Annotated in this window: 19 protein-coding genes; 13 read left to right on the top strand and 6 right to left on the bottom strand. The window is 61.1% G+C overall.

Annotated features, from left to right (window positions below; translation table 11 throughout):
- Window positions 1–9: 9 nt before the first annotated feature.
- Window positions 10–852: a dihydropteroate synthase gene (gene folP, locus ACILSO_RS22365; protein ID WP_395739688.1), complete on the bottom strand. Its 843-nt coding sequence runs from the start codon at window positions 850–852 to the stop codon at window positions 10–12.
- Between the two features lie 129 nt (window positions 853–981).
- On the opposite strand from folP, the gene ACILSO_RS22360 reads away from it, so the two are divergent.
- The 7 genes from ACILSO_RS22360 (at window position 982) to ACILSO_RS22330 (ending at window position 6,985) form a co-directional block, all read left to right on the top strand.
- Complete coding sequence (locus tag ACILSO_RS22360) at window positions 982–2,460, top strand: hypothetical protein (RefSeq protein ID WP_395739687.1); 1,479 nt, start codon at window positions 982–984, stop codon at window positions 2,458–2,460.
- Window positions 2,457–2,738, top strand: coding sequence for an acylphosphatase (locus ACILSO_RS22355; RefSeq protein WP_395739686.1), 282 nt, complete (start codon window positions 2,457–2,459; stop codon window positions 2,736–2,738). Before ACILSO_RS22360 ends, ACILSO_RS22355 begins: the two co-directional genes overlap by 4 nt.
- A 16-nt stretch (window positions 2,739–2,754) precedes the next feature.
- Window positions 2,755–3,618 carry an ABC transporter ATP-binding protein gene (locus tag ACILSO_RS22350; protein WP_395739685.1) on the top strand — a complete coding sequence of 288 codons (864 nt, stop codon included), beginning with the start codon at window positions 2,755–2,757 and terminating at the stop codon, window positions 3,616–3,618.
- Window positions 3,615–4,538: a hypothetical protein gene (locus ACILSO_RS22345; protein ID WP_395739684.1), complete on the top strand. Its 924-nt coding sequence runs from the start codon at window positions 3,615–3,617 to the stop codon at window positions 4,536–4,538. Before ACILSO_RS22350 ends, ACILSO_RS22345 begins: the two co-directional genes overlap by 4 nt.
- On the top strand, window positions 4,535–5,326 hold the full coding sequence (locus tag ACILSO_RS22340; protein WP_395739683.1) for a hypothetical protein: 792 nt from the start codon (window positions 4,535–4,537) through the stop codon (window positions 5,324–5,326). The genes ACILSO_RS22345 and ACILSO_RS22340 overlap by 4 nt, the downstream gene beginning before the upstream one ends.
- A 66-nt stretch (window positions 5,327–5,392) precedes the next feature.
- Complete coding sequence (locus ACILSO_RS22335; RefSeq protein ID WP_395739682.1) at window positions 5,393–6,010, top strand: redox-sensing transcriptional repressor Rex; 618 nt, start codon at window positions 5,393–5,395, stop codon at window positions 6,008–6,010.
- Between the two features lie 87 nt (window positions 6,011–6,097).
- Window positions 6,098–6,985, top strand: coding sequence for a YncE family protein (locus tag ACILSO_RS22330; RefSeq protein WP_395739681.1), 888 nt, complete (start codon window positions 6,098–6,100; stop codon window positions 6,983–6,985).
- Window positions 6,986–7,200: 215 nt separating this feature from the next.
- Here ACILSO_RS22330 and proS read toward each other — a convergent pair whose 3' ends face one another.
- Together proS and ACILSO_RS22320 are read right to left on the bottom strand one after the other, a co-directional pair.
- Window positions 7,201–8,715, bottom strand: a complete 1,515-nt coding sequence (gene proS, locus ACILSO_RS22325) for a proline--tRNA ligase (RefSeq protein ID WP_395739680.1) — start codon at window positions 8,713–8,715, stop codon at window positions 7,201–7,203.
- A gap of 128 nt (window positions 8,716–8,843) precedes the next feature.
- Window positions 8,844–9,320: a hypothetical protein gene (locus ACILSO_RS22320; protein WP_395739679.1), complete on the bottom strand. Its 477-nt coding sequence runs from the start codon at window positions 9,318–9,320 to the stop codon at window positions 8,844–8,846.
- A gap of 118 nt (window positions 9,321–9,438) precedes the next feature.
- Between ACILSO_RS22320 and ACILSO_RS22315 the strand changes: the two genes are divergently transcribed.
- From ACILSO_RS22315 to ACILSO_RS22305, 3 genes are all read left to right on the top strand, one after another.
- Window positions 9,439–10,611 (top strand): PQQ-dependent sugar dehydrogenase, encoded by a 1,173-nt coding sequence (locus ACILSO_RS22315; protein ID WP_395739678.1) that lies wholly within the window; start codon window positions 9,439–9,441, stop codon window positions 10,609–10,611.
- 99 nt (window positions 10,612–10,710) lie between these two features.
- A complete protein-coding gene (locus tag ACILSO_RS22310; RefSeq protein ID WP_395739677.1) occupies window positions 10,711–11,661 on the top strand; it encodes a GYF domain-containing protein in 951 nt (316 codons plus the stop codon).
- A 74-nt stretch (window positions 11,662–11,735) separates the two neighbouring features.
- Window positions 11,736–15,368 carry a c-type cytochrome domain-containing protein gene (locus ACILSO_RS22305; RefSeq protein ID WP_395739676.1) on the top strand — a complete coding sequence of 1,211 codons (3,633 nt, stop codon included), beginning with the start codon at window positions 11,736–11,738 and terminating at the stop codon, window positions 15,366–15,368.
- Between the two features lie 321 nt (window positions 15,369–15,689).
- Here the strand turns inward: ACILSO_RS22305 and ACILSO_RS22300 are convergent, their stop codons facing one another.
- From ACILSO_RS22300 to ACILSO_RS22290, 3 genes are all read right to left on the bottom strand, one after another.
- On the bottom strand, window positions 15,690–15,860 hold the full coding sequence (locus ACILSO_RS22300) for a hypothetical protein (RefSeq protein ID WP_395739675.1): 171 nt from the start codon (window positions 15,858–15,860) through the stop codon (window positions 15,690–15,692).
- Window positions 15,861–16,116: 256 nt separating this feature from the next.
- Entirely contained in the window at window positions 16,117–16,317 is a 201-nt protein-coding gene (locus tag ACILSO_RS22295) for a hypothetical protein (RefSeq protein ID WP_395739812.1), read from the bottom strand.
- Window positions 16,296–16,535, bottom strand: coding sequence for a hypothetical protein (locus tag ACILSO_RS22290; protein ID WP_395739674.1), 240 nt, complete (start codon window positions 16,533–16,535; stop codon window positions 16,296–16,298). Before ACILSO_RS22290 ends, ACILSO_RS22295 begins: the two co-directional genes overlap by 22 nt.
- Window positions 16,536–17,049: 514 nt before the next feature.
- On the opposite strand from ACILSO_RS22290, the gene ACILSO_RS22285 reads away from it, so the two are divergent.
- From ACILSO_RS22285 to metG, 3 genes are all read left to right on the top strand, one after another.
- Complete coding sequence (locus ACILSO_RS22285; RefSeq protein ID WP_395739673.1) at window positions 17,050–17,847, top strand: hypothetical protein; 798 nt, start codon at window positions 17,050–17,052, stop codon at window positions 17,845–17,847.
- Window positions 17,844–18,611 carry a DUF4339 domain-containing protein gene (locus tag ACILSO_RS22280; RefSeq protein ID WP_395739672.1) on the top strand — a complete coding sequence of 256 codons (768 nt, stop codon included), beginning with the start codon at window positions 17,844–17,846 and terminating at the stop codon, window positions 18,609–18,611. The genes ACILSO_RS22285 and ACILSO_RS22280 overlap by 4 nt, the downstream gene beginning before the upstream one ends.
- A 237-nt stretch (window positions 18,612–18,848) precedes the next feature.
- A partial coding sequence (gene metG / locus ACILSO_RS22275) for a methionine--tRNA ligase (RefSeq protein ID WP_395739671.1) occupies window positions 18,849–20,034 on the top strand: 1,186 nt, incomplete at its 3' end.

Genomic DNA, 20,034 nt, shown 5'->3' with positions numbered 1-20,034 from the left:
CGCCTTGTATTACCGAGCCGGCTCCAAAATCGCCTCCATCATTCGCAAAGCCTCACGGTTCGGCTTCACGTCATGCACGCGCACGATGCGCGCCCCGTGCTCACGGGCATAGGCGCTCAGCGCAACGGTGGGCCAGAAGCGGTCTTCCATGGCATCGGAATGCACGATGCGGGCGATGGTCGATTTGCGCGAGATGCCCACAAGCAGCGGGCGCTGCGTGGAAAGACGCGGCAGCTCGCGCATCAGCGTGAGATTGTGCTCCAAGGTCTTGCCAAAGCCGAAGCCGGGATCCAGCACGATGCGCTCGGGATCGACGCCTTCGTTTTGCAGCACGCTCAGACGGTTCGTAAAGTAGTCCCCCACCGCCGCCACGACATCGTCGTACTGCGGGCGGTTCTGCATGGTCTGCGGCGTGCCTGTCATGTGCATGACGACGAGGCCCGCCTTGGAATCAGCCGCTACACGTGGCATGGCGGCATCGCCTCGCAGGCCTGTGACGTCGTTGATGATGTCCGCTCCGGCATCCAGCGCGGCGCGGGCCACGGCGGCTTTCATGGTGTCGATGGAAATAAGCGCCTTCGTCTGCGAGCGCACGGCACGGATCACCGGCAGCACGCGGCGCAGTTCCTCGGCCTCCTCCACTGGCTCGGCACCGGGGCGTGTGGACTCTCCGCCAATGTCGAGAATGTCCGCGCCTTCCGCCAGCAGAGTGAAGGCGTGCTCCACGGCGCGGCCCGGATCATTGAACCGGCCGCCATCTGAAAAGCTGTCCGGCGTCACGTTGACAATGCCCATGATGAGACCGCGATGGGTGAGATCGAGGTCGTGATTGCCGAATCGCCAGCGAAACATGGGTGGGTGCGGGCGCTCCGCCCGTTGCCTTGTATGTTGAATTGGATCAGGACATCGCCAAGCGGAAAAGTACGCGGAAAAACTGCGCGCCGTATTGCCCGCACCGCTTTCCCGCTGCATGGTTTCACGATGAAACTCAATCCGGCCGTCCTGCTGTTCATCCTCCTCGCGCTCGGAGGTGCGGCTGCATTTTTGCTGCCGGAAGCGAAACCCGCCAAGCCGCCGGCTGCCGCAGCACCGTCTAACCCACCGCCCGCAGCCCCTGCAAAGGCAGGCGGCGTTCCAAATGCGGCTTCGGACAAACTCGTGGAAGATCTGAAAAAGCAGATCGTGCTGCTCGAAGGGCAGATCGAATATCTTCAGGGGCAGAATGACGTGCTGAAGGATGAGAACGCGCAGATGATTCAAAAGCTCGGCACGCTGGGCATGAAGAATGTCCCGAAGATGGACCTGAATGATGATGACGTCCCACCGGACTTCGTCGGCATGGGCCTCGAAATGATGAAAATGCGCAAGCTGCATGCGCTGCCGCTGGTGACCACGGAGGTGAGCCAGATGGAGGTGGAGCTCGTCATTCTGGCCTGGCTGAAACGTCAGCAGCCAAAGGATGAAGCTAAAAAGCTAGCACGCGGGCTCGCCGCGCTCGGCTGGATTCCCGAGGCGATCGATCCGCTACCCATGCGTGCCGCCATGCTGGCACGTCAGCTGGGCGGCTGGTATGATGAAACGTCCGAAACCATGTTCACCATCGAGCCCGCGACAGCCTCCGCTCCTTCGATCACCTCCAATGAACCTCTGGGCATCGCCTTCGGACAATTGCTGCGCGAGTACGGCGGCATTTTGTTTCAGCCCCAGCACGGACCGCTCAAGACTGACGCGCGACTGGCGCGCGATTCCCTGATCACGGGCGACGCCGCGCTCACACGCTTTTTGCATTCGATGCAAAATCCCACTTCGGAGGCGAAGGACGACCTTCCGCCCGAAGACCCCGACCACCCTTTAAACCAGGTGCCCATGCCAGCCTTTCTCCGCGAGCTCTATTTGTTTCCGTTCAGCCGTGGCTTTGACTTTGCCCAGACCCTGCACAGCGCGGGCAGCTTTGCCCAGCTCAATGCCGCCTACAGCCGCCCGCCCCTCAGCACTGCGGAGGTGATCGAGCCTGAAGTGTATCTTGATCCCGAGCACGCCGCTCCTGTGGCGGTGCAGCTGGATGACGTGAAGCTCAAAGGCGTGGCACCTTACCTCGATGACCAGCTGGGAAAGTTCGCCTGCGTCACAGCACTGCGCACCTACAACGACGATGAACACGCAGCTCTGGGTGCGCGCGGACTGATGGCAGACCGCCTGCTGGCCTGGACGGCGGATGGCGGTGCCAAGCGCGACCACGCCGCATGGCAGACCCTGTTCATGGACAAAGCCTCCGCCGATGCGTTTTACACAGCGATGCTCAACTGCCTGAAGCAGCGCTACGAAACCAAGGGCGAAAATGAATTCACCGCGCAGGGCCGTTTCGTGAGCCTGCTGCGTAATCGCGATGAAGCCGGAGTGCTGCTGATCGAGGCGGCCAGCGAAGACGCCAGGACCGCCTTGAAACTTCTGATCAAATGATGACCGCCAAAAATGTTTTCTACACCGGCCGCGTTCAGGGTGTCGGTTTTCGTTACAGCACCAAACGCATTGCCTCCGGTTTTGATGTGACCGGCTGGGTCAAAAACCTGCCCGATGGCCGCGTGGAAATGGTCGCACAGGCTTTTGAAGCCGATGAGCTGGAGGCTTTTCTGGAAGACATTCAGCAGAGCAGCCTGGGCTCCCACATCAAAGGGCGCGAGGTTAATGCCATCGCCGCAGACCCGAGCTTGCGCGGGTTCAGCATTCTGCGTGATTAATCCTGCCCCCACCAACATGAGCGCCACGCCCGCTGTTTCAGTCAATCACCTGACCAAGATTTTCAAAGGCCACATCGGCAAAGGTGCCTTCCGTGCCGTGCATGATGTGTCGCTTACGGTGGAGGCTGGCGAGGTGTACGGCCTCATCGGCCCCAATGGCTCCGGCAAATCGACGACGATGAAGGCCATCCTGGGCCTGCTGAAACCCACTGAAGGCAGCACAAGCATCTTCGGCATCCCGAGCACGGAGGTGGCCAGCCGCCACAGCGTGGGCTTTCTGCCAGAGAACCCGTATTTCTACAAGCACCTGAACGGACGCGAGACTCTGCACTTCTACGGCAGGCTCTGCGGCATGAGCGGTGCCCAGCTGAAGTCGCGCGCCAATGAAATGCTGGCGCTCACCGGCCTGGAAGATGCGGCCACGCGGCGTGTGGGCGGCTACTCCAAAGGCATGCTGCAGCGCCTTGGCCTGGCGCAGGCTCTCATCCATGAGCCCAAGCTGCTCGTGCTGGATGAGCCCACCGCGGGCGTGGACCCTTCCGGCTCCCGCACCATCCGGGATCTCATCATCGGATTCCGTAAGCGCGGTATCACCGTGCTGGTCACCTCTCATCTGCTGGAGCAGATGCAGGAGGTGTGCGACCGCGTGGGCATCATGGCGCATGGGCGCATGGTGCGCGAAGGCCGGCTGCAGGATCTGATTTCGGTGGAGAACCAGACTGAGATGGTGCTGGAGAATGCCTCCCCTGCCCTGCTGGGAAAAATCGAGGCCCTGATCAAAGCGGAAGGCGGCGACACACGGCTGCTGCGCAGCGGCAATCCGCGCACCACGCTGGAGCGCCTGTTTCTCGAAGCCACGAACGAAGCGAAAAAATCATGAGCACCGCCTCCCCCAGTCCAGTCGCTGTCACCACGGCCCGTGTGAGCTTCTCGCCCTGGCGCGTGTGGACCATGGCGCTTGCCACCATGACGCAGCTCATGCGCATGAAGATCCTGCCCTTCCTGGTGCTGTTCTGCATCCTCCTGGTGGGCGTCAGCTTTGGCTTCTCCGCTTTCAATCCCGAGCAGCAGCTCAGCCAGCTCAAAACGTGGTCGCTCGGCTCGCTGCAGTTGTTCAGCATCGTGTTCGGCATCGTCGCCACCGCGCTCCTGCTGCCCAAGGACATCGAGGACCGCACGCTCTACACCATCCTGTCCAAGCCAGTGCCGCGGTTTGACTACCTGCTGGGCAAGCTCTTCGGCGTGCTGCTGCTCATCGCCTCGGGTCTGCTCATCATGGATGCCATGCTCAGCCTCATTCTGTGGATGCAGCAGCACCTGCTCTTTGACGCTGCCATCGCCCACCTGGAGGCCGACAAACAGGCGACTCCTGAAGCTGTGGCGCAGCTGAAGGCCATCGTGGCCAGGCAGGGCCTCACCTTGAACTTGCACTGGGCGGTCTTCGCGATCTTCCTGAAGGCGGCCGTGGTCACCACCCTGACGCTGCTGATTTCATGCATTTCGAGTTCGACGCTCTTCACCATCGTGATCTCCTTTTGCATGACCATCATCGGCCACGGTCAGTCGCTGATTCGCGAGTTCTTTTTTCAGCCGCACCTGGGCTCCACCGCCAAGCGCGTCGCCTCCCTGGCACTGGCCACCATTGCTCCTGACCTCGCCCAGTTTGATATCGTGGACAGCGTGGTGAATGGCGAGATCGTGCCGCTGGCAGCCGTGTATGAGATGTCTGGCATCGCCGCGATGTACATCACGGTTTATCTGTTCGTCACCCACCTGGTCTTTGCGGAGAAGGAGCTATGAAACGCAAACTTCAAGCCGCCGCCGTCCTGCTGGTCTTTGGCCTGGTGAAGCTGCCCATCGAGCAGGGAACGACGCAGCATCTGCGGGCCATGAAGCTCGTGGATGAGCCTCTCCACATGGGAGTCGGAGAAAACATGGGACAGATGGGACTGGCCGCGGTGCTCGGCGGATTGCGCGGGCTGGCCGCCAGTATCTTTCAGCTGCGTGCCCATGTGGAATTCACGAACGTGAACTGGGCACAGGTGGACAGCTACTACCGGCTGGTGACCCGCCTGCAGCCGCGCAATCCGCGCTACTGGGACGAGGCCTCCTGGCACATGGCCTACAATGCGGCCTCATATTATCTGTACAATCAGGAGCTGAAACCCGCCCTGCGCGGCCAGCTTTACAGTGACTATGTGAAGCGTGGCATCGCCATTCTGAACGAGGGCCTCACAGTCCTGCCGGACAATGCCCGCCTGTGGCAAAAGCTCGGAGACACCCACTGGAACCGCAGCAAGGACTTCAAAGCTTCCGGAGATGCCTACTGGAATTCGTTCCAGCATGGCGGCCTCAATTACACCGAGCGCTTCGCCGGCTATGCCTATGCGCAATCCAACGATCCGGCCTCCTGGCAGAAGGGTTACTCCATCTTGAAAAAGCTCTACGACGAGAAAAAGGCCACCCCGGGACTCATCGAATTCTTAAAGATGCTGGAGCAGAACCTGCACATTCCGGCGGCGCAGCGCATCCCGGACGCACCCACCGTCCGGAAGACCCCGGATCCTCAGGCAGGGCCACAACGTTGATAGGCTGTTACCCTAGCTCGTTTGACATCCACTGCTTTCGGGTGAATTTTCACATTGTTCCAGCCAATGCCCGCCAAAATAGACATTCCCCGCAAGTCCATCTATCGCCTGTCCATCTACCAGCGCTGCCTCCAGCGCCTGCGTGAAAACCAGGTGGACACCGTTTCTTCGGCGGCCCTGGCCAAGGCGGCCGGGGTTAAGTCCACGCAATTGCGCAAAGATTTGGCCTATTTTGGGCAACTCGGCACCCGGGGCCTGGGCTACAATGTGGACGCGCTGAGCGGCACCATCGGCGATGTGCTGGGGCAGAACAAACTGCAGCCTGTGATCCTTGTCGGCGTCGGAAACCTCGGTTCAGCGCTCCTGCGCTACGGAGGCTTCCGCAAGGAGGGCTTCGAAGTGGCCGCAGCCTTTGACCTTTCCCCCCGCAAACTGCCCCAGGTGAACGTGCCCATCCTGCCCATGACGGCCATGGCGGAATTCATCAGCCGCCAGAATGTTAAAATGGCCATCCTCACCGTGCCCGCCAATGGAGCGCAGTCCGTGGTCAATGAACTGGTGCAGCACGGCATCCAGGCCATCCTAAATTTCTCCCCCACGGTGCTCGACGTACCGGAGCACGTCGTGGTGAACAGCGTGGATCTGGCGGTGGAACTGGAAAACCTGAGCTATTTCATACGCTGAGTTTTTTGAAGCCCCCGGCGCTGTGATTTGATGCAAAAGCGTCTCTGCATGCGTTGATGTCGGCACTGTTCCAACCGACCACCCGCCATGCTTCGCCTCCTAGCCGCCCTCTTCGCTCTCATCACCACCGCGCACGCAGCTCATCCCTTTCTTTGCTGCGACTACGGCGGCGGCAAGGTGTGCGTGGTTTCTGCCGAGGGCAAAATCGAGTGGCAGTGGGACTGCAAAAGCCCGCAGGACTGCTGGAAGCTGCCAAATGGAAACTACCTCTTCTGCTTTGTCAGCGGCGCCCTTGAGGTGACGCCTGACAAGAAGATCGTCTGGGAGTACAAGGCCCCCACGGATGTAAAAGTGGAGGTGCACGCCTGCCAGCCACTGCCGGATGGCAAGGTGATGATCGTGGAATGCGGAACGAGCCGCATCATCGAGGTGGATCGCGCAGGCAAAATCGCCAAGGAGATCAAACTGACCGCCGCGCCGGAGATCAAGCTGCACAATCAATTCCGCGGCACGCGCAAGCTCGCCAATGGCCATTATCTCGTCGCCTTCAAAGGCGAGGGCAAGATCGTCGAACTGGATGGCGAGGGCAAAGTGCTGCGCCAGATCAAAGTCCCCGGCGATCCGCATGAAGTCGTGCCTCTTCCCGATGCCCACCTGCTCATCACCTGCGGCGACGGGCACGAAGTGCGCGAGCTCGATGCCAAGGAGAACATCGTGTGGCAGCTCAAAGAAAACGACCTCCCCGGCAACACCCTGCGCCTCATGGCCGGCTGCCAGCGCCTGCCCAATGGCAACACCGTCTTCTGCGTCTACCTCGGCCACGGCCACATCGGCGAGCAGGCCCAGGTCATCGAAGTCACCCGCGACAAAAAGATCGTCTGGGACGTCGCCGACCACAAGCAGTTCAAAACCATCAATCAGATCATGCTCCTGGACGTGCCAGGAGATGTGACGAAGGGTGAGATTCTGCGCTGAGGAGGGGGCGCACAAAGCATTCGCGTGCGCTTTGCGTCTTGGAGTGCGGTGGGAAGCGAAGCGCCACACCGCTTTCGAGGCTGTGAAGAATGCGCACAGTTCGACAAACGTTTGTCCGGCTGACGAAAGCGGTGCCGTCGATGCAGGCTTGCGCCTTGCATCTCTGCCACCGCACTCCACGACGCTGTCGCGCTTTTGGTCAGCCCGCGGCCTTCTCAATAACTCCGCGCAAACACCACGCGTCTTGCGCTCGGCTTGCCAGTCAGGAAGCATTTTCCTTCTTCGGCAAACTGATCGCCGTGCGGGATGCAGCGGATGGTGACCTTCATGTCCTTGCTGAGGGTCTCTTCCTCGGCGCTACTCCCGGCCCAGTGCATGAGAGCAAAGCCGCCTTCGGATTTCTCGTCGAAGAAGGCTTTGAACTCCTCCAGAGTTTCCAGCTTCTTCATGTTGGCATCGCGCAGTGCGGTGGCGCGGGCCAGCAGGGCGTCCTGGATCTCCTGCAGGCGCTCGGTGACGGACTGAATGAAGTCTTCCTTCGGCACAAATTCCTTGGCCTTGGGTCCCTGATCGCGGCGGCACACGGCCACGCTGCGGCTGGTGATGTCGCGCGGTCCCATTTCGAGGCGCATCGGCACGCCCTTCTTGATCCACTCCCAGTTCTTCGCGCCACCCTGCAGGTCGCGTTTGTCCACATGCACGCGCAGCGGCTCGCCGGCGAACGACTGCGTGCGCAGCGTCTGGGCCAGCGCCTCGCAGGCGTCGATGACTTCCTGACGGGTGTCGGGTTTCGGCGTGACGGGCAAAATGACGATCTGCGTGGGGGCCACGCGGGGAGGGATGATCACGCCATCGTCGTCGCCATGCGCCATGATCAGCGTGCCGATCATACGCGTGCTGACGCCCCAGCTCGTAGTATAGGCCAGCTGGCGGGTGTTGTCGCGGCCAAGGAACTGAATGTTCGCGGCCTTGGAGAAATTCTGCCCCAGGTAGTGGGAGGTGCCGGCCTGGATGGCCTTCTTGTCCTGCACCATGGCTTCGACGGTGAAGGTCTGCACCGCGCCGGGGAAGCGCTCGCGCTCGGTTTTCTCGCCAGGGATCACCGGAATGGCGAGGTGGTTGCGCATGAAATCCTCATACACCTTGTGCATGGTGCGAGTTTCCTCGATCGCTTCCTCCGCCGTTTCGTGCGCGGTGTGGCCTTCCTGCCAGAGGAACTCGGCGGTGCGGAGGAAAAGGCGCGGACGCATCTCCCAGCGCATGACGTTGCACCACTGGTTGATGAGCAGCGGCAGATCGCGATAGCTCTCCACCCAGCGGGCAAAGGCGGCACCGATAATGGTTTCCGAAGTCGGGCGGATGACGAAGGGTTCGGCCAGCTCGCCTGTGGGGATCATCTTCGTCGTGCCGTCGGGCTGCTTCTGCGCCTCCAGGCGATGATGCGTGACGACCGCACACTCCGTGGCAAAGCCCTCGGCATGCTGCGCTTCTTTTTCCAGATAGCTCAGGGGAATGAGGAGCGGGAAATACGCGTTCACATGGCCGGTGGCCTTGAACTTCGCGTCGAGCTGGCGCTGAATGCTCTCCCACAGGCCGTAGCCCCAGGGCTTGATGACCATGCAGCCGCGCACCTCGGAGTTCTCCGCCATGTCGGCGGCACGAACGACCTGCTGGTACCATTCAGGAAAATCTTGGGCACGTGTGGGGGTGATGGCTGTTGCGTTGCTCATGGAATAATTTAGGACGCGCAGGATAGAAGCAAACCGCGGGCGGTCAATGACCGGGTGGCACTCACATCGAGCGCGGTGAGGTGCCGGCTGGCGGGCAGTCGAGTCGTAGGTCGAAAGATTGGGCCGCCTCAATAGAAAGAGGTCTCATGATTCCCCACTGTCGTGATCTTTCCGTTCTTTTCGAACATCACCCGGCTGCCGGCAGCGTTTTCGGTCACCCTACGATCAAATTCGATGATCGACCATCCTTCCAGAAAGAGCATGCCCATGGTCCCTCTCCAGCGGGCTTTTTCGGCGTAGGCATAGTGTGTTTTCCCCGAGATGCCAGCATCTCCCGAAGGCGGTATCTCAAGAAACACACGCCCCGTAAACAACACTTCACTACCTGCGATTTCCTCACGCTTGTCCGCATGAATGACGCCGATGCCGGGCAGTTTCAGCTCCTGCCTGCCGCCGATGCGCAAAGCTGAGTAATCTTTCTTTTGCGCCGGTTTGTCCGGCTTCGCGGGAGGAGCGGGCGCTGGAGCGGAGGTGCAGGAGGCCATGCCGAGGCTGGCGATGATCAGCAGCATGTTTCTTTGCAGACGAAGGACAGCCGGACTCATGGCGGCAGCCTATCCAGCGGGCTTTGAAATGGCAACCCTCCTCCCTGCCCCATCGCAAAAAATCATCATTGCCCTGCAAGACTCGCCCCGCATAGACTGACTATCTCGTTCCTATCTTATGCGCTCCCTCCTCTGCCTCGCCCTGCTCTCTTCGGCGGCTCTCGCTGCCGATACCCACAAGCTGACCCGTGTTTATGAAAAGCTCAAAACCGAGCGCCCCATCGCGGTGGTGATTCCGGAGGATGGCAGCGGACGTGAGTTTCTGGCGTTGCAGCGCGGGCAGATCCTCATCCTGCCCAAGGACGAGGCAGGCGGCGAGGCGAAGACTTTCCTCGATCTCTCCCCGCGTGGCATGGAGGCCAAGGACGGCCTCTTTGAAGAAGGGCTCAATGGCCTGGCCTTCCACCCCAAGTTCAAGGACAACGGCCTCTTCTACCTCTGCTACACGATGCAGAAGCCCAAGCGCCTCGTCATCACCGAGATGAAAGCGAAGGGCGACAAGGCGGACGAAAGCACCGAGCGCAGCCTGCTGGAGATCCCGCTGGTGAACTGGAACCACCACGGCGGCAACATCCTCTTTGGCCCCGACGGCTTCCTCTACATCGGCGTGGGAGACAACTCGAAGCGCAACGGCGAGCTCAAGATGTCCCAGCTCAATGCCACGCTCTACGGCAAGATCCTCCGCATCGACGTGGACAACCGCGACTACGCCAAGGCCTACGGCATTCCCGCCGACAACCCCTATGCCAGCGGCGTGAACGCCCTGCCTCAAATCTACGCCAACGGCATCCGCAACCCCTGGGGCCTGAGCTTTGATGCCAAGGGCCACCTCTGGTGCGCCGATGTGGGTCAGGACATCTGGGAGGAGATCAACTGGATCACCAACGGCGGCAACTACGGCTGGCAATACCGCGAAGGCCCCGCCGCCTTCCCGCTTAACACCGACACGCCCCCTGCCGACCTTAAGCTCATCGAGCCCGTCCACGCCTATAGTCATGCCGACGGCCTCAGCATCACGGGCGGCATCGTTTACACCGGCAAGGCCCTGCCCGAGCTCCAGGGCAAGTACGTCTATGGTGACTTCATCCTCGGCAAAGTCTGGGCACTCAAGACGGACGACAGCGGCAAGGAGCTGAGCAATGACCTGCTCTACACCAGCCCGCAGACTCCCGCCGCTGATCCCAAAAAGAAGCCCACCATCCTGGTCAAGCCCACCGCCTTCTGCGCCAACGCCGCCGGCGAAATGCTGGTACTCGACTGGAACGGAGCGATCTACAAGCTGGGCAAGTAAACCCCGGCCACGTGCGACCCCGGAGAGCGAGGCGGACAGCCCGCTCTCCAAGTCTGGTCCTTGCTTTTGTCCGGCATCAGCGCCTAGCTCCGGGCTTCCATGGATGAATGGTATTATCAGCGCGGCGAGACCACCTTTGGCCCTATCAGCAGTGTTGTGCTGCACGGCCTTCACAAACGCGGGCGTTTGCAGGACGACACCCGGGTGAGGAAGGCTGGGGAGGCAGAATGGATCGCTCTGGGCGGAGTCATGGCAGGCATGCCAGCCCTGCCAGACGCGCCGTCAACTGAGGCTGCGGTGCCGTACACGAATGCCCAGCCCTTTGATGAGACCCAGCCTGCGGCAGCCGCAGTTTATGCACCACCGCAGGCTGACTTGAATGTGCAGCCGGAGCCCAGCCTGCACCCCGCCCTTTGGTTCGGCATGTTCCTCTGCAGCGCTGCACTGCTTTTTGAGATCTTCAGCTGGTCGCTGGTTCTGATGCGGCTTCCCGAGGCGCTGGATGCGGCAAATGAGCAAAAATGGCTGCCAAAATCCCTTCAGTTTTTCTCAGTGGCGGTGGGCTATCAGTCCGCCCTTTTCTCAACGCTCTTCAGCGCCATCGCCGTCGCCGTGTGGCAGGGCTGTGCCTTTGCCTCCCTGAAGCGTGTTTACGGAGGAGACATGATCCGCCGGAGCAATGCGTCAGGACTCTGGTGGTTCGTACCGATCGCCAGCCTGTTCATGCCGCTGCTCTGCCTCCGGGACCTGCGGCATTACAGCCGCAAACGCCGGGATGTCATCAATGTCCACGTCCCTTTTGGCCCCCTGCTGATCGTCATGGAGACGCTGATTCTCATTCACGTCCCCCTGAACCTCATCGCAACGAAGGATTCCAGCCCCGTCGATGCCAGCGGGCATCTCACACCTTTGGAGCTTGTCTCCATATGGGCCCTCATCGTCATGGCAGTCACGATGCTGACCATCGTCATCCGCAACTTTCTCCAGCAGAGAAACCTCTGCGCCCACTGGCGGGATGACGCGTATTGGCAAAATCCGGGCGGGCAATGACAAGATTTGTCCAGTCCCTCACTGCCGCCGAAAGTCCACGCCTCCTTGGAGCGTAGTTCCCGGTGTCCCTACCTATGCTGTCCAAAACCACCCTTTCGCTGACTTGCGCGGCCCTCGCCGCTGTGTCCCTTCGTGCCCAGGATTCTGGGGAGAAAATCACGTACCAGGACCACATCCGTCCGCTGCTGGAGAACAAATGCTTCTCCTGCCACAATCCGGACAAGAAAAAAGGGGACCTGGACCTCACCAGCTTCGGTGCACTCATGACCGGCGGCGGCGGCGGCTCCATTGTCGATCCCGGCAACCCTGACAGCAGCCGAATCTGGAGCACCTGCGCCAAAAAAGAGGAGCCCTTCATGCCACCGGAAGGCGCCCCTCTGGGCCCGAAGGATCTCGATCTCATCGCCGCGTGGGTCAAAGGCGGAGTGCTGGACACCAAGTCGAGCGTCGCTAAAAAATCCTCCAAACCGAAGGTGGACATGTCCGTGGCCGTCACCGGTGGCAAGCCCGAAGGCCCCATCGCCAAGCCCGAGCACGTCCTGCTGGAACCCGTCATCGTCACCCAGCACACCACGGCCATCACCGCCATGGCCGCCAGCCCCTGGACCTCGCTGATGGCACTGGCTGCGCCCAAGCAGATCCTGCTCTATGACACCGACACGAAGCAGCTCGTCGGCATTTTCCCCTACACCGAAGGATACGCCCGCAGTCTTCGCTTCAGCCGCAATGGCTCCCTGCTCGTCATGGGCGGCGGCCGCGGTGGCAAATTTGGCCACGCCGTGGTGTGGGATGTCAAAACCGGCAAGCGCATCACCGCAGTCGGCAAGGAATTTGACCAGGTCATGTCCGCAGACATCAGTCCTGACCACAAACTCATCGTCATCGGCAGCCCCTCCAAAAAGGTGAAGGTCTACAACACCGCCAACGGCGAGGAGGAATACGTCATCAACAAGCACACCGAGTGGGTGATGAGCACAGCCTTCAGCCCCGATGGCGTGCTGCTGGCCACCAGCGACCGCAACGGCAATGTCAATGTCTGGGAAGCCGACAACGGCGGTGAATTCTACATCCTCGGCCAGCACAAAGGCTCCTGCGTGGACGTGGCCTGGCGTGCTGACTCCAACATCCTCGCCTCCTGCTCCATGGACGGCACCATCAGCACCTGGGAAATGAACGAGGGCAAGCAAGTGAAAAACTGGGCCGCGCATGGTGGCGGTGTGCAGTCCGTCTCCTTCACTCCGGATGGCAAGATCATTTCCTCCGGCAACGACGGCCTCGTGCGCGTCTGGGACATCAATGGCAACAAGCTCGGCGAAGCCGCCAGCCAGGGAGATCTCGTCACCAAAGTGGTCGCGCTCTTTGATTCCAAGTCCGCCATCTCCGCCAACTGGCGCGGCGAGATTAAGCTCTGGAACATTGCCGCACCTCAGCTCGCAGAAATCGGACAGCTCACCAGCAATCCCTCGCAAATCGCCCAGCGCATCGTGCAGACCGAGCAGCGCACCGCGGAGCTTACAGCAAAGCTGCCCGCCCTGCAGGCCGCCATCAAAACCGCCGAGGCCGATGCCAAAGCCCGCGATGAAGCGCTGGCCAAAGTCCGCGCCGAAGTCGCCGCCACCGAGGCCCGCAGCAAGAATCTCCCCGGGGAGATCGCCAACGATGAAAAGACCCTCGCCACTCTGAAAGCCGCACGCACCAAGGCCGATCAGGACAAGGCCGCGCGCACCGCTGCCATCAAGGCCTTCGCTGAAAAGTCCGCGAAGATTGCCGCTCAGGAGAAGGAGCTTGCCCCCGTCACCGCAGAGGCCGCCAAGCTGCCCGCCGCAGACAAAGCCGTGGCAGATGCCAGCACCGCACTGGAAGCCGCTAAAAAAGAACTCGCCGCCAAGGCCGGAGACGCCGCGCTGACCGCCAAGGTCAAAGACAGTGAAGGCAAGCTCGCCGCCGCCAAGGCCGAGCAGCAGAAGATCGCTCCCGCCAAGGCCAAGGCCGACCAGCTCACCGCCGCTCTGGCCAAAGCCAAGGCCGAACTTGGTGCAGCACCTGCTGCCCCTGCGGATCTCGACAAGCTGATCACCGAGACGGACGCCAAGATCAAGGCCACCGCCGACGGCATCGCCGCCAAGAAGGCCGAACTGCCCAAGCTTCCCGCCCTCGTGAAGGCAGGCCCGGATCGCATCAAAGGTGCTGAAGGCAACGCCGCCGCCGGCAAGACCGCCCTCGCCGCAGCGCAGAACGCCGCAAAATCCGCCAGCGATGAGATCGGCGTCCTGCAAAAGGTTCCCACCGCTCTGAAGGCAGCCCAGTTCAATACGGGCGTGCTGGCCGAGAAAGAAAAACTCGCCAAGCTCGAAGAAGACTTCAACGATTTCACTGAGGCCAAAAAAGACGCCGAAGCCGCCAAGGTTTCTGCAGCTGCGCGCATTGAAGAATCCAAGAAAGCCATCGCCGCTTCCACTGCTGCGCAGCCAGGTCTCGAAGCCACGCTGAAAAAACTGCAGGGCGAGCAGGCCGGACTGGAAACCGCCATCAAGCCCGCACGTGATGCCGATGCCGCTGCTGCCGCCAAGGTGAACGAGCAGAAGACCATCATCACCACCAAGGAGGCCGAACTCGCCGCCGCCGCGAAAGCGAAAGACGAAGCCATCGCCGCTGCCAAGAAGGCCGCCGAGGACATCGCCAAGGTCATTGAAGGCAAGAAGAAGAGCCTCGCGGATGTGAGTGCCAAGCTCGACGCCCCGGAGAAAGCCGTGAAGGCCAAGCAGGACGCCATCGCTCCAAAGGATGCCGCACTGGCCGCCGCCAAAAAGGCCCAGGCAGACGCCACTGCAGATCAGACCGCCAAGGCCAAGGCCGAGAAAGATGCGGAAGCCGCGCTGGCCGCTGCCACGACCGCTCAGACCGCCGCTGAAAAGGCCCTGAACGACACCCGTGGCAAAGGCAAGCCCGCCGCCGATGCCGTGGCCGCAGCCAAGAAGGAACTCGCCGCCAAAGCGGGAGACGCCGCACTCACGGCCAAAGTCGCCGCCGCTGAAAAGGCCGCTGCTGACATCGCCAATGCCGTCAAGGCAGCCGAAGGCGAAGCCGCCGCCAAGAAAAACGCCCGCAATGATGCGTCCAAAGCCCGCGATGCCGCCAAGGCCGCCAGCGCTGCCAGCACCCAGAGCGTGAACAAAGCCTTGGCTGCCGTGAAGACCGCCGAGCAGCAGCTCGCCCAGGCGAAGAGCGAACTCGCCACCGCCGAGAAACAGGCTGCTCCCCTGCGTGGCCAGCGCGAAGCCATCCAGAAGGAAATGGAAGCTCAGAGCAAAGCCCTCGCCGATAAGCAGGCCGCTCCCGCCGCCATTGAAAAAGACTACGCCGCCAAGATTGCTCCGATCAACGCCGCCATCGCCGCCGCGAAAACGGCACTGCCTCCTCTCGAACAAACCTACGCCGCCGCCCACGGCAAGCTGGATGCCGAGCAGAAAGTGCTCGACGCCAAGAAGGCCGAAGTAGCCAAAGCCAACGGCGATTTCGAAGGTGCCAGGAAGAAGAAAGCAGATGCCGAGGCCACCATCGCCGCCGCCACCAAGGAAATCCCCGAGAAGGACAAAATCATCGCCGAAGCCACCGCCGAACTCGCCAAGCTCCAGCCCCAGCTGGAACCCATGCGCACCAAGGTGAAGCAGATGAACGACCAGTATCTGACGATGCTGCCGAAGTAGCGCAGGAACCGCGGCACTTCGATGCCGCGCTAGTTCCACGCTTCGCAGACGCCCTACCCCACAGCCACCGCCAACGGTGGACCGGGGAGGGCATCGTAAAAATCAAGGCGTACTGACATTCTCAAAGTCCGGCGGTTTTGAGGTACGACAGACACTCCTGTCTGTCGATCAGCGTGCAGCAAACATACTGAACCCACGCCCTTCCCTCCGCGTCTGGCTTGGCGGCTGTGGCAGATCATTCGCGGACGAGCCCCCCTGAGTGAGCGCTGATCGACAGACAGCAACCGTGTCAGTTGGCAGGTTGGAAGTTAGGATCGGCGATCAAACGGTTGAGCACGCAAAGGGTTTGCCACGTTTGAGCAGGCCTCGGTCAAAGGTGCTGAGAATGGGATTGATGCTCACGCTGCGCACTACGGCCATGTAGAGCGCTCGGCGCACCTTTTTGCGCCCGCCCTGGATGTGGCGCTGGCCACGCATGGGGGCCGCTATCATAGGGGTGTGGGGCGAGGCCTGCGAGGGAGGCGATGCGTGTGTTGTCGAGGCTGCCGAGTTCGGCCACCTCGGCGATGCACTTCATCTGCTGGAGGCGCCGGGGCTTCTGTCGTGCGTGTTCATGGTCCAGCACCTTTTTGATGAAGTTCTGCGATCTGCTTGCTCAAGCTTTGATCAGGGTTTCGGCCTGGGCAATGAGCTGCGGACAGGTCAGCTGCAGCAGCTGGGTCTTCTGGATGGCACGTGCGGTGACCAGCTACTCGCGGCGGCCCACCAGGCTGGAGAGTTCGAGCTCCCAGTCGGCAGGCAGGATGTCGGGCTTCGGCTTGAGCGCAGCACCGAAGGCGGCGAGCACTGCGGCGTCGATGGCGTCGGTCTTCGCCAGCTTCATGCTGACCTTGGCGAAATGGCGCACGCGGGTGGGATTGAGCTTGCTTACGGCCTTGCCTGCGCGCAGCAGGGCCAGCGAGAGGGCCTGTTCGTAGCCGCGGTGGCCTCGAGGATGACGTGTACGCCAGAGGGCAGCATGGCGACAAGCTTGCGGTGGCCGGCGGTGGTGTTAGCCAGCCTGAAGGCTTTCTTTTTGCGGGGAATGCCGTGAATGTCGAGCCAATCTGCGCAGATATCGACGCCAATATGGACAACCTCTGAAGCTGAGGCAGATTGGGTGTTCATGGATAGGATGAGTTTGAGTGTTCGACTTCTTCCTTGTGATGCGAGCTTCCACCGCAGGCATGGCCTGTGGCAGGCTCAGTCAACTGTTCGAGTTCGAGCTTGTCCTGGCGTGTGAGCGACTGGCTGCCTGACGATCTCAAAGGATCAGGAGTGCCTCCGGTCTGTCCCACACGCTCTCAGGCTGGCTGGCCGTCACCACCCAGCCTGAGTTCCAAGCCGCTTTACTTTCGTTGCAGCCTGAAATCAGGACGTCTCCATATACAAGGAGTGTCTGTCGCACTGCCCATGAATCCGCGCCGAGGACTTTCATGCGCCATCGTTTTGCGGCGCGCTCATGGAAACACGGACTCACGTCGCGAGTCTATGCAGTCTGCCACTTGGGCCGTCGATTTGATCTATTTGTGAACCGGTCAATCGCGACTGAAATACCGCCCCTTTTCCACGGGCCTCGTGGCACAACATTCATTCAACATCCCGGCATCTGGGCATGGTCACTGCTGGGAGTCGGGTGCTCATGAGCGCCTATTTGATCACCCGCGAAGGCCAGGAACTTGGCACTTACACCACCTCCCAGATAGAAAAGGGCCTCGAGACAGGATTTTTCCGTGTGTCAGATCTCGCCTGGTGCGAAGCAGACGGCTGGAAGGTGCTGACCGAAATCGTCGGCTCCGCCCCGGCGCCGGATTCCGTCCAGTCGCCCGCACCCGTTCAGGTGCCTCCCGCTTCAGCCCCTGCCATCGGAGAATCGGAGACTGCCAAACCTCTGGCCCTCAATCCCATCGCCGCCACCATGGCCCAGGCCCGGGCGGCGGCAGGTGCCATGGTGACGCCCGCCGTGCTTTCGGAGCTTTCCCATACATGGCCGTGGCTGAGGTTCATCTCCTCTCTCATGGCCATCGGCTGCCTGCTCATGATCCTGGCCAGCCTCGGTCTGGCAGTAAATGGAGAGGGTCCGTGGACTGGCCTGCACCTGCAGCACCTTGGCAGAGACGCTCGGTCCCTACTCCTGGCGGCCGGCAGCACACTTCTCACCTTCCTCATCCTCTATCCCGCGCTGAAGATGAGCAACTACGCCGCAAACATCGCCCGGCTGGCCCAGACTCAGTCTCCAGCGGATCTCGCCGCGGCACTGGCAGAGCAGCGTCGCTTTTGGAGGTTCTACGGCATTCTCACGCTTCTTCACCTGTGCGCTGCACTGGCGCTTTTGTTCGGGTGTCTCTTTGCGACACGGTTTCGATTTTCCGCCCCTCCAGGAGATCAAAAAAACCTCGACACTCAGGCAGGACAGGCATTAAAGGCCGGACACCTATGAGCGACTATTTAATCACCCGAGACGGCGAAGAACTCGGCTCCTTTGACGCTTCACAAATTCAGGAAGGCCTGAAGTCCGGCTATTTTGAGGCGACCGACTGGGGCTGGCGCGAGGGCATGGACGGCTGGGTGGCTCTGCCAGAACTCGCCGGAACCGCCACGGCACCCGCCAGCACTGCCCCCGCAGCTGCTCCCCCGCAGACCCGCACCATTGTCTCACCCGCCAGCGCTCCGATCCGGAAGCCCGTGGCACCGCAGCCCCAAGGCGTCAATCCCTATGCCGCCCCCACCGCCAGTGTGGCGATGCCCCAAAAACCGACCACCGGCGGAGTGCCTTATCCCGTGATTGCGGAACTCAATGGCACCAAGCCCTGGGTGCGATTCATCTCGGTGCTGATGTGGCTCGTGTGCATTTTCTTTATTGCGGTCGTTCTTATCATCCTCGCCACCCATACCGTCATCGCGAAAACAATGTCCGACATGGGTTCCTCATTGGGATGGGGCTTCCTTGTCGCCACCGCATTCTTTTATGGCGTCACGGGCATGCTCATCGTTTATCCCACGCTGAAGCTGAGCAATTACGCCTCAAACATTTCCCGGCTTGCGGAATCGCAGTCGTTTACGCACCTCACGAAGGCTCTCGCGGAGCAGCGGCGCTTTTGGAAGTTCTACGGCATCATCATTGCCATTTATATGTGCCTGGTCGCCCTGCTGATTCTGGTGGCCTTGCTGCAGCCCAGCACCTCCATCGTGCAGCCCCGCTGAGCGGAGCCCCCTGGGAGCGCGGCACTCCGATGCCGCATTCTTTGCGCTGCCGCGGACACCCATGCACTCCATTCCGCCGTCCAAGGTGTTTGGAGCGGAGGTATGTTTGCGTGAACGCTGACCAGAGCGGCATCGGAGTGCCTCGCTCCCGGCATCAATCCGCCGCGCTCCCAGCGTATTTCACGCCGCACTTGAATTGAGCTTCGAAGGGAGGCATGGAAGGGCTTGAGCCTGACCATGAAGCCCTACTACATCACCACCGCCATCGACTACACCAATGCGCCGCCGCACATCGGCCACGCTTACGAGAAGGTGCTGGCCGATGTCATGGCGCGCTTTCAGCGCCTCAATGGTCGCGAGGTGTACTTCCTCACCGGCGTGGATCAGCACGGCCAGAAGGTGCAAAAAAGCGCCGACAAAGCCGGGCAGTCACCGCAGGAATTCGTCGATGGCGTCACGCAGCACTTCACCGCGCTGTGGGACAAGCTGAACGTGCGCTACGACGGCTGGGCCGCCACCACGGACATCAAGCACAAGCGCGTGGTGCAGGCCATGCTGCAAAAGCTGCACGACTGCGGCCAGCTTTACAAAAAGAGCTACGCCGGATTTTACTCCGTGCGTCAGGAGCAATTCCTCACCGACAAAGAACGCGGCCCCGATGGCAGCTTCGGCGAGGAGTGGGGCGAAGTTGTGGAACTGCAGGAGGAGAACTGGTACTTCCGCCTCAGCGATCACGTGGAGTGGCTGAAAAACTACATCCGTGGCAATCCCGATTTCATCTATCCGCCGCATCGCGCCAATGATGTGCTCAATTCCCTCGAAGGCGCCGCGCAGGACCTCTGCATCTCTCGCCCACTCGAGCGCCTGAGCTGGGGCATCCCCCTGCCCTTTGACGAGAAATTCGTGAACTACGTGTGGTTTGATGCGTTGACGAACTACATCAGTTTCGCCGGTTATCTGGCCGATGAAGTGGGCAATGAAGGCCTGCCGCAGTTTGAAAAAATCTGGCCCGCCGATGCCGAGATCATCGGCAAAGACATCCTCGTGCCCGCGCATGCCGTTTACTGGCCCATCATGCTGCACGCCCTCGGCTTCCCCGACGAACAGATCCCCAAGCTCGTCGTGCACGGCTGGTGGAATGTGAAGGGTGCCAAGATGAGCAAGAGCCTCGGCAATGTCATCGATCCGAACGTGCTCGCAGACACGTTTACGCCCGATGGCCTGCGCTACTACCTCATGCGCGACATCGCCACCGGCTACGACGCCGATTTCAGCGGCGAGCGCATCGACATGTCCTACAACAAGGAACTCGCCGGCGGCCTGGGCAACCTCCTCAACCGCTCTCTCAACATGGCGCAAAAATATCGCGAAGGCGTCCTCACGCCCGGCGACTACGATGACGAGATCAATCAGGCCCTGCGCC

The sequence above is a fragment of the Prosthecobacter sp. genome (assembly GCF_044226605.1).
Classification (GTDB): domain Bacteria; phylum Verrucomicrobiota; class Verrucomicrobiia; order Verrucomicrobiales; family Verrucomicrobiaceae; genus Prosthecobacter.
Note: the sequence above shows the minus strand (reverse complement) of the source record. Positions and strands in the feature narration are given on the sequence as shown.

Bases quoted from the DNA above. Each gene is read 5' to 3' on its own strand.
- ACILSO_RS22350 (WP_395739685.1), top strand. From the start codon at position 2,755: ATGAGCGCCACGCCCGCTGTTTCAGTCAATCACCTGACCAAGATTTTC.
- ACILSO_RS22360 (WP_395739687.1), top strand. From the start codon at position 982: ATGAAACTCAATCCGGCCGTCCTGCTGTTCATCCTCCTCGCGCTCGGA.
- ACILSO_RS22300 (WP_395739675.1), bottom strand. From the start codon at position 15,860: ATGATAGCGGCCCCCATGCGTGGCCAGCGCCACATCCAGGGCGGGCGC.
- ACILSO_RS22335 (WP_395739682.1), top strand. From the start codon at position 5,393: ATGCCCGCCAAAATAGACATTCCCCGCAAGTCCATCTATCGCCTGTCC.
- proS (WP_395739680.1), bottom strand. From the start codon at position 8,715: ATGAGCAACGCAACAGCCATCACCCCCACACGTGCCCAAGATTTTCCT.
- ACILSO_RS22320 (WP_395739679.1), bottom strand. From the start codon at position 9,320: ATGAGTCCGGCTGTCCTTCGTCTGCAAAGAAACATGCTGCTGATCATC.
- ACILSO_RS22345 (WP_395739684.1), top strand. From the start codon at position 3,615: ATGAGCACCGCCTCCCCCAGTCCAGTCGCTGTCACCACGGCCCGTGTG.
- ACILSO_RS22310 (WP_395739677.1), top strand. From the start codon at position 10,711: ATGGATGAATGGTATTATCAGCGCGGCGAGACCACCTTTGGCCCTATC.
- ACILSO_RS22355 (WP_395739686.1), top strand. From the start codon at position 2,457: ATGATGACCGCCAAAAATGTTTTCTACACCGGCCGCGTTCAGGGTGTC.
- ACILSO_RS22330 (WP_395739681.1), top strand. From the start codon at position 6,098: ATGCTTCGCCTCCTAGCCGCCCTCTTCGCTCTCATCACCACCGCGCAC.
- ACILSO_RS22285 (WP_395739673.1), top strand. From the start codon at position 17,050: ATGAGCGCCTATTTGATCACCCGCGAAGGCCAGGAACTTGGCACTTAC.
- ACILSO_RS22315 (WP_395739678.1), top strand. From the start codon at position 9,439: ATGCGCTCCCTCCTCTGCCTCGCCCTGCTCTCTTCGGCGGCTCTCGCT.
- ACILSO_RS22290 (WP_395739674.1), bottom strand. From the start codon at position 16,535: ATGAACACCCAATCTGCCTCAGCTTCAGAGGTTGTCCATATTGGCGTC.
- ACILSO_RS22340 (WP_395739683.1), top strand. From the start codon at position 4,535: ATGAAACGCAAACTTCAAGCCGCCGCCGTCCTGCTGGTCTTTGGCCTG.
- ACILSO_RS22305 (WP_395739676.1), top strand. From the start codon at position 11,736: ATGCTGTCCAAAACCACCCTTTCGCTGACTTGCGCGGCCCTCGCCGCT.
- folP (WP_395739688.1), bottom strand. From the start codon at position 852: ATGTTTCGCTGGCGATTCGGCAATCACGACCTCGATCTCACCCATCGC.
- ACILSO_RS22280 (WP_395739672.1), top strand. From the start codon at position 17,844: ATGAGCGACTATTTAATCACCCGAGACGGCGAAGAACTCGGCTCCTTT.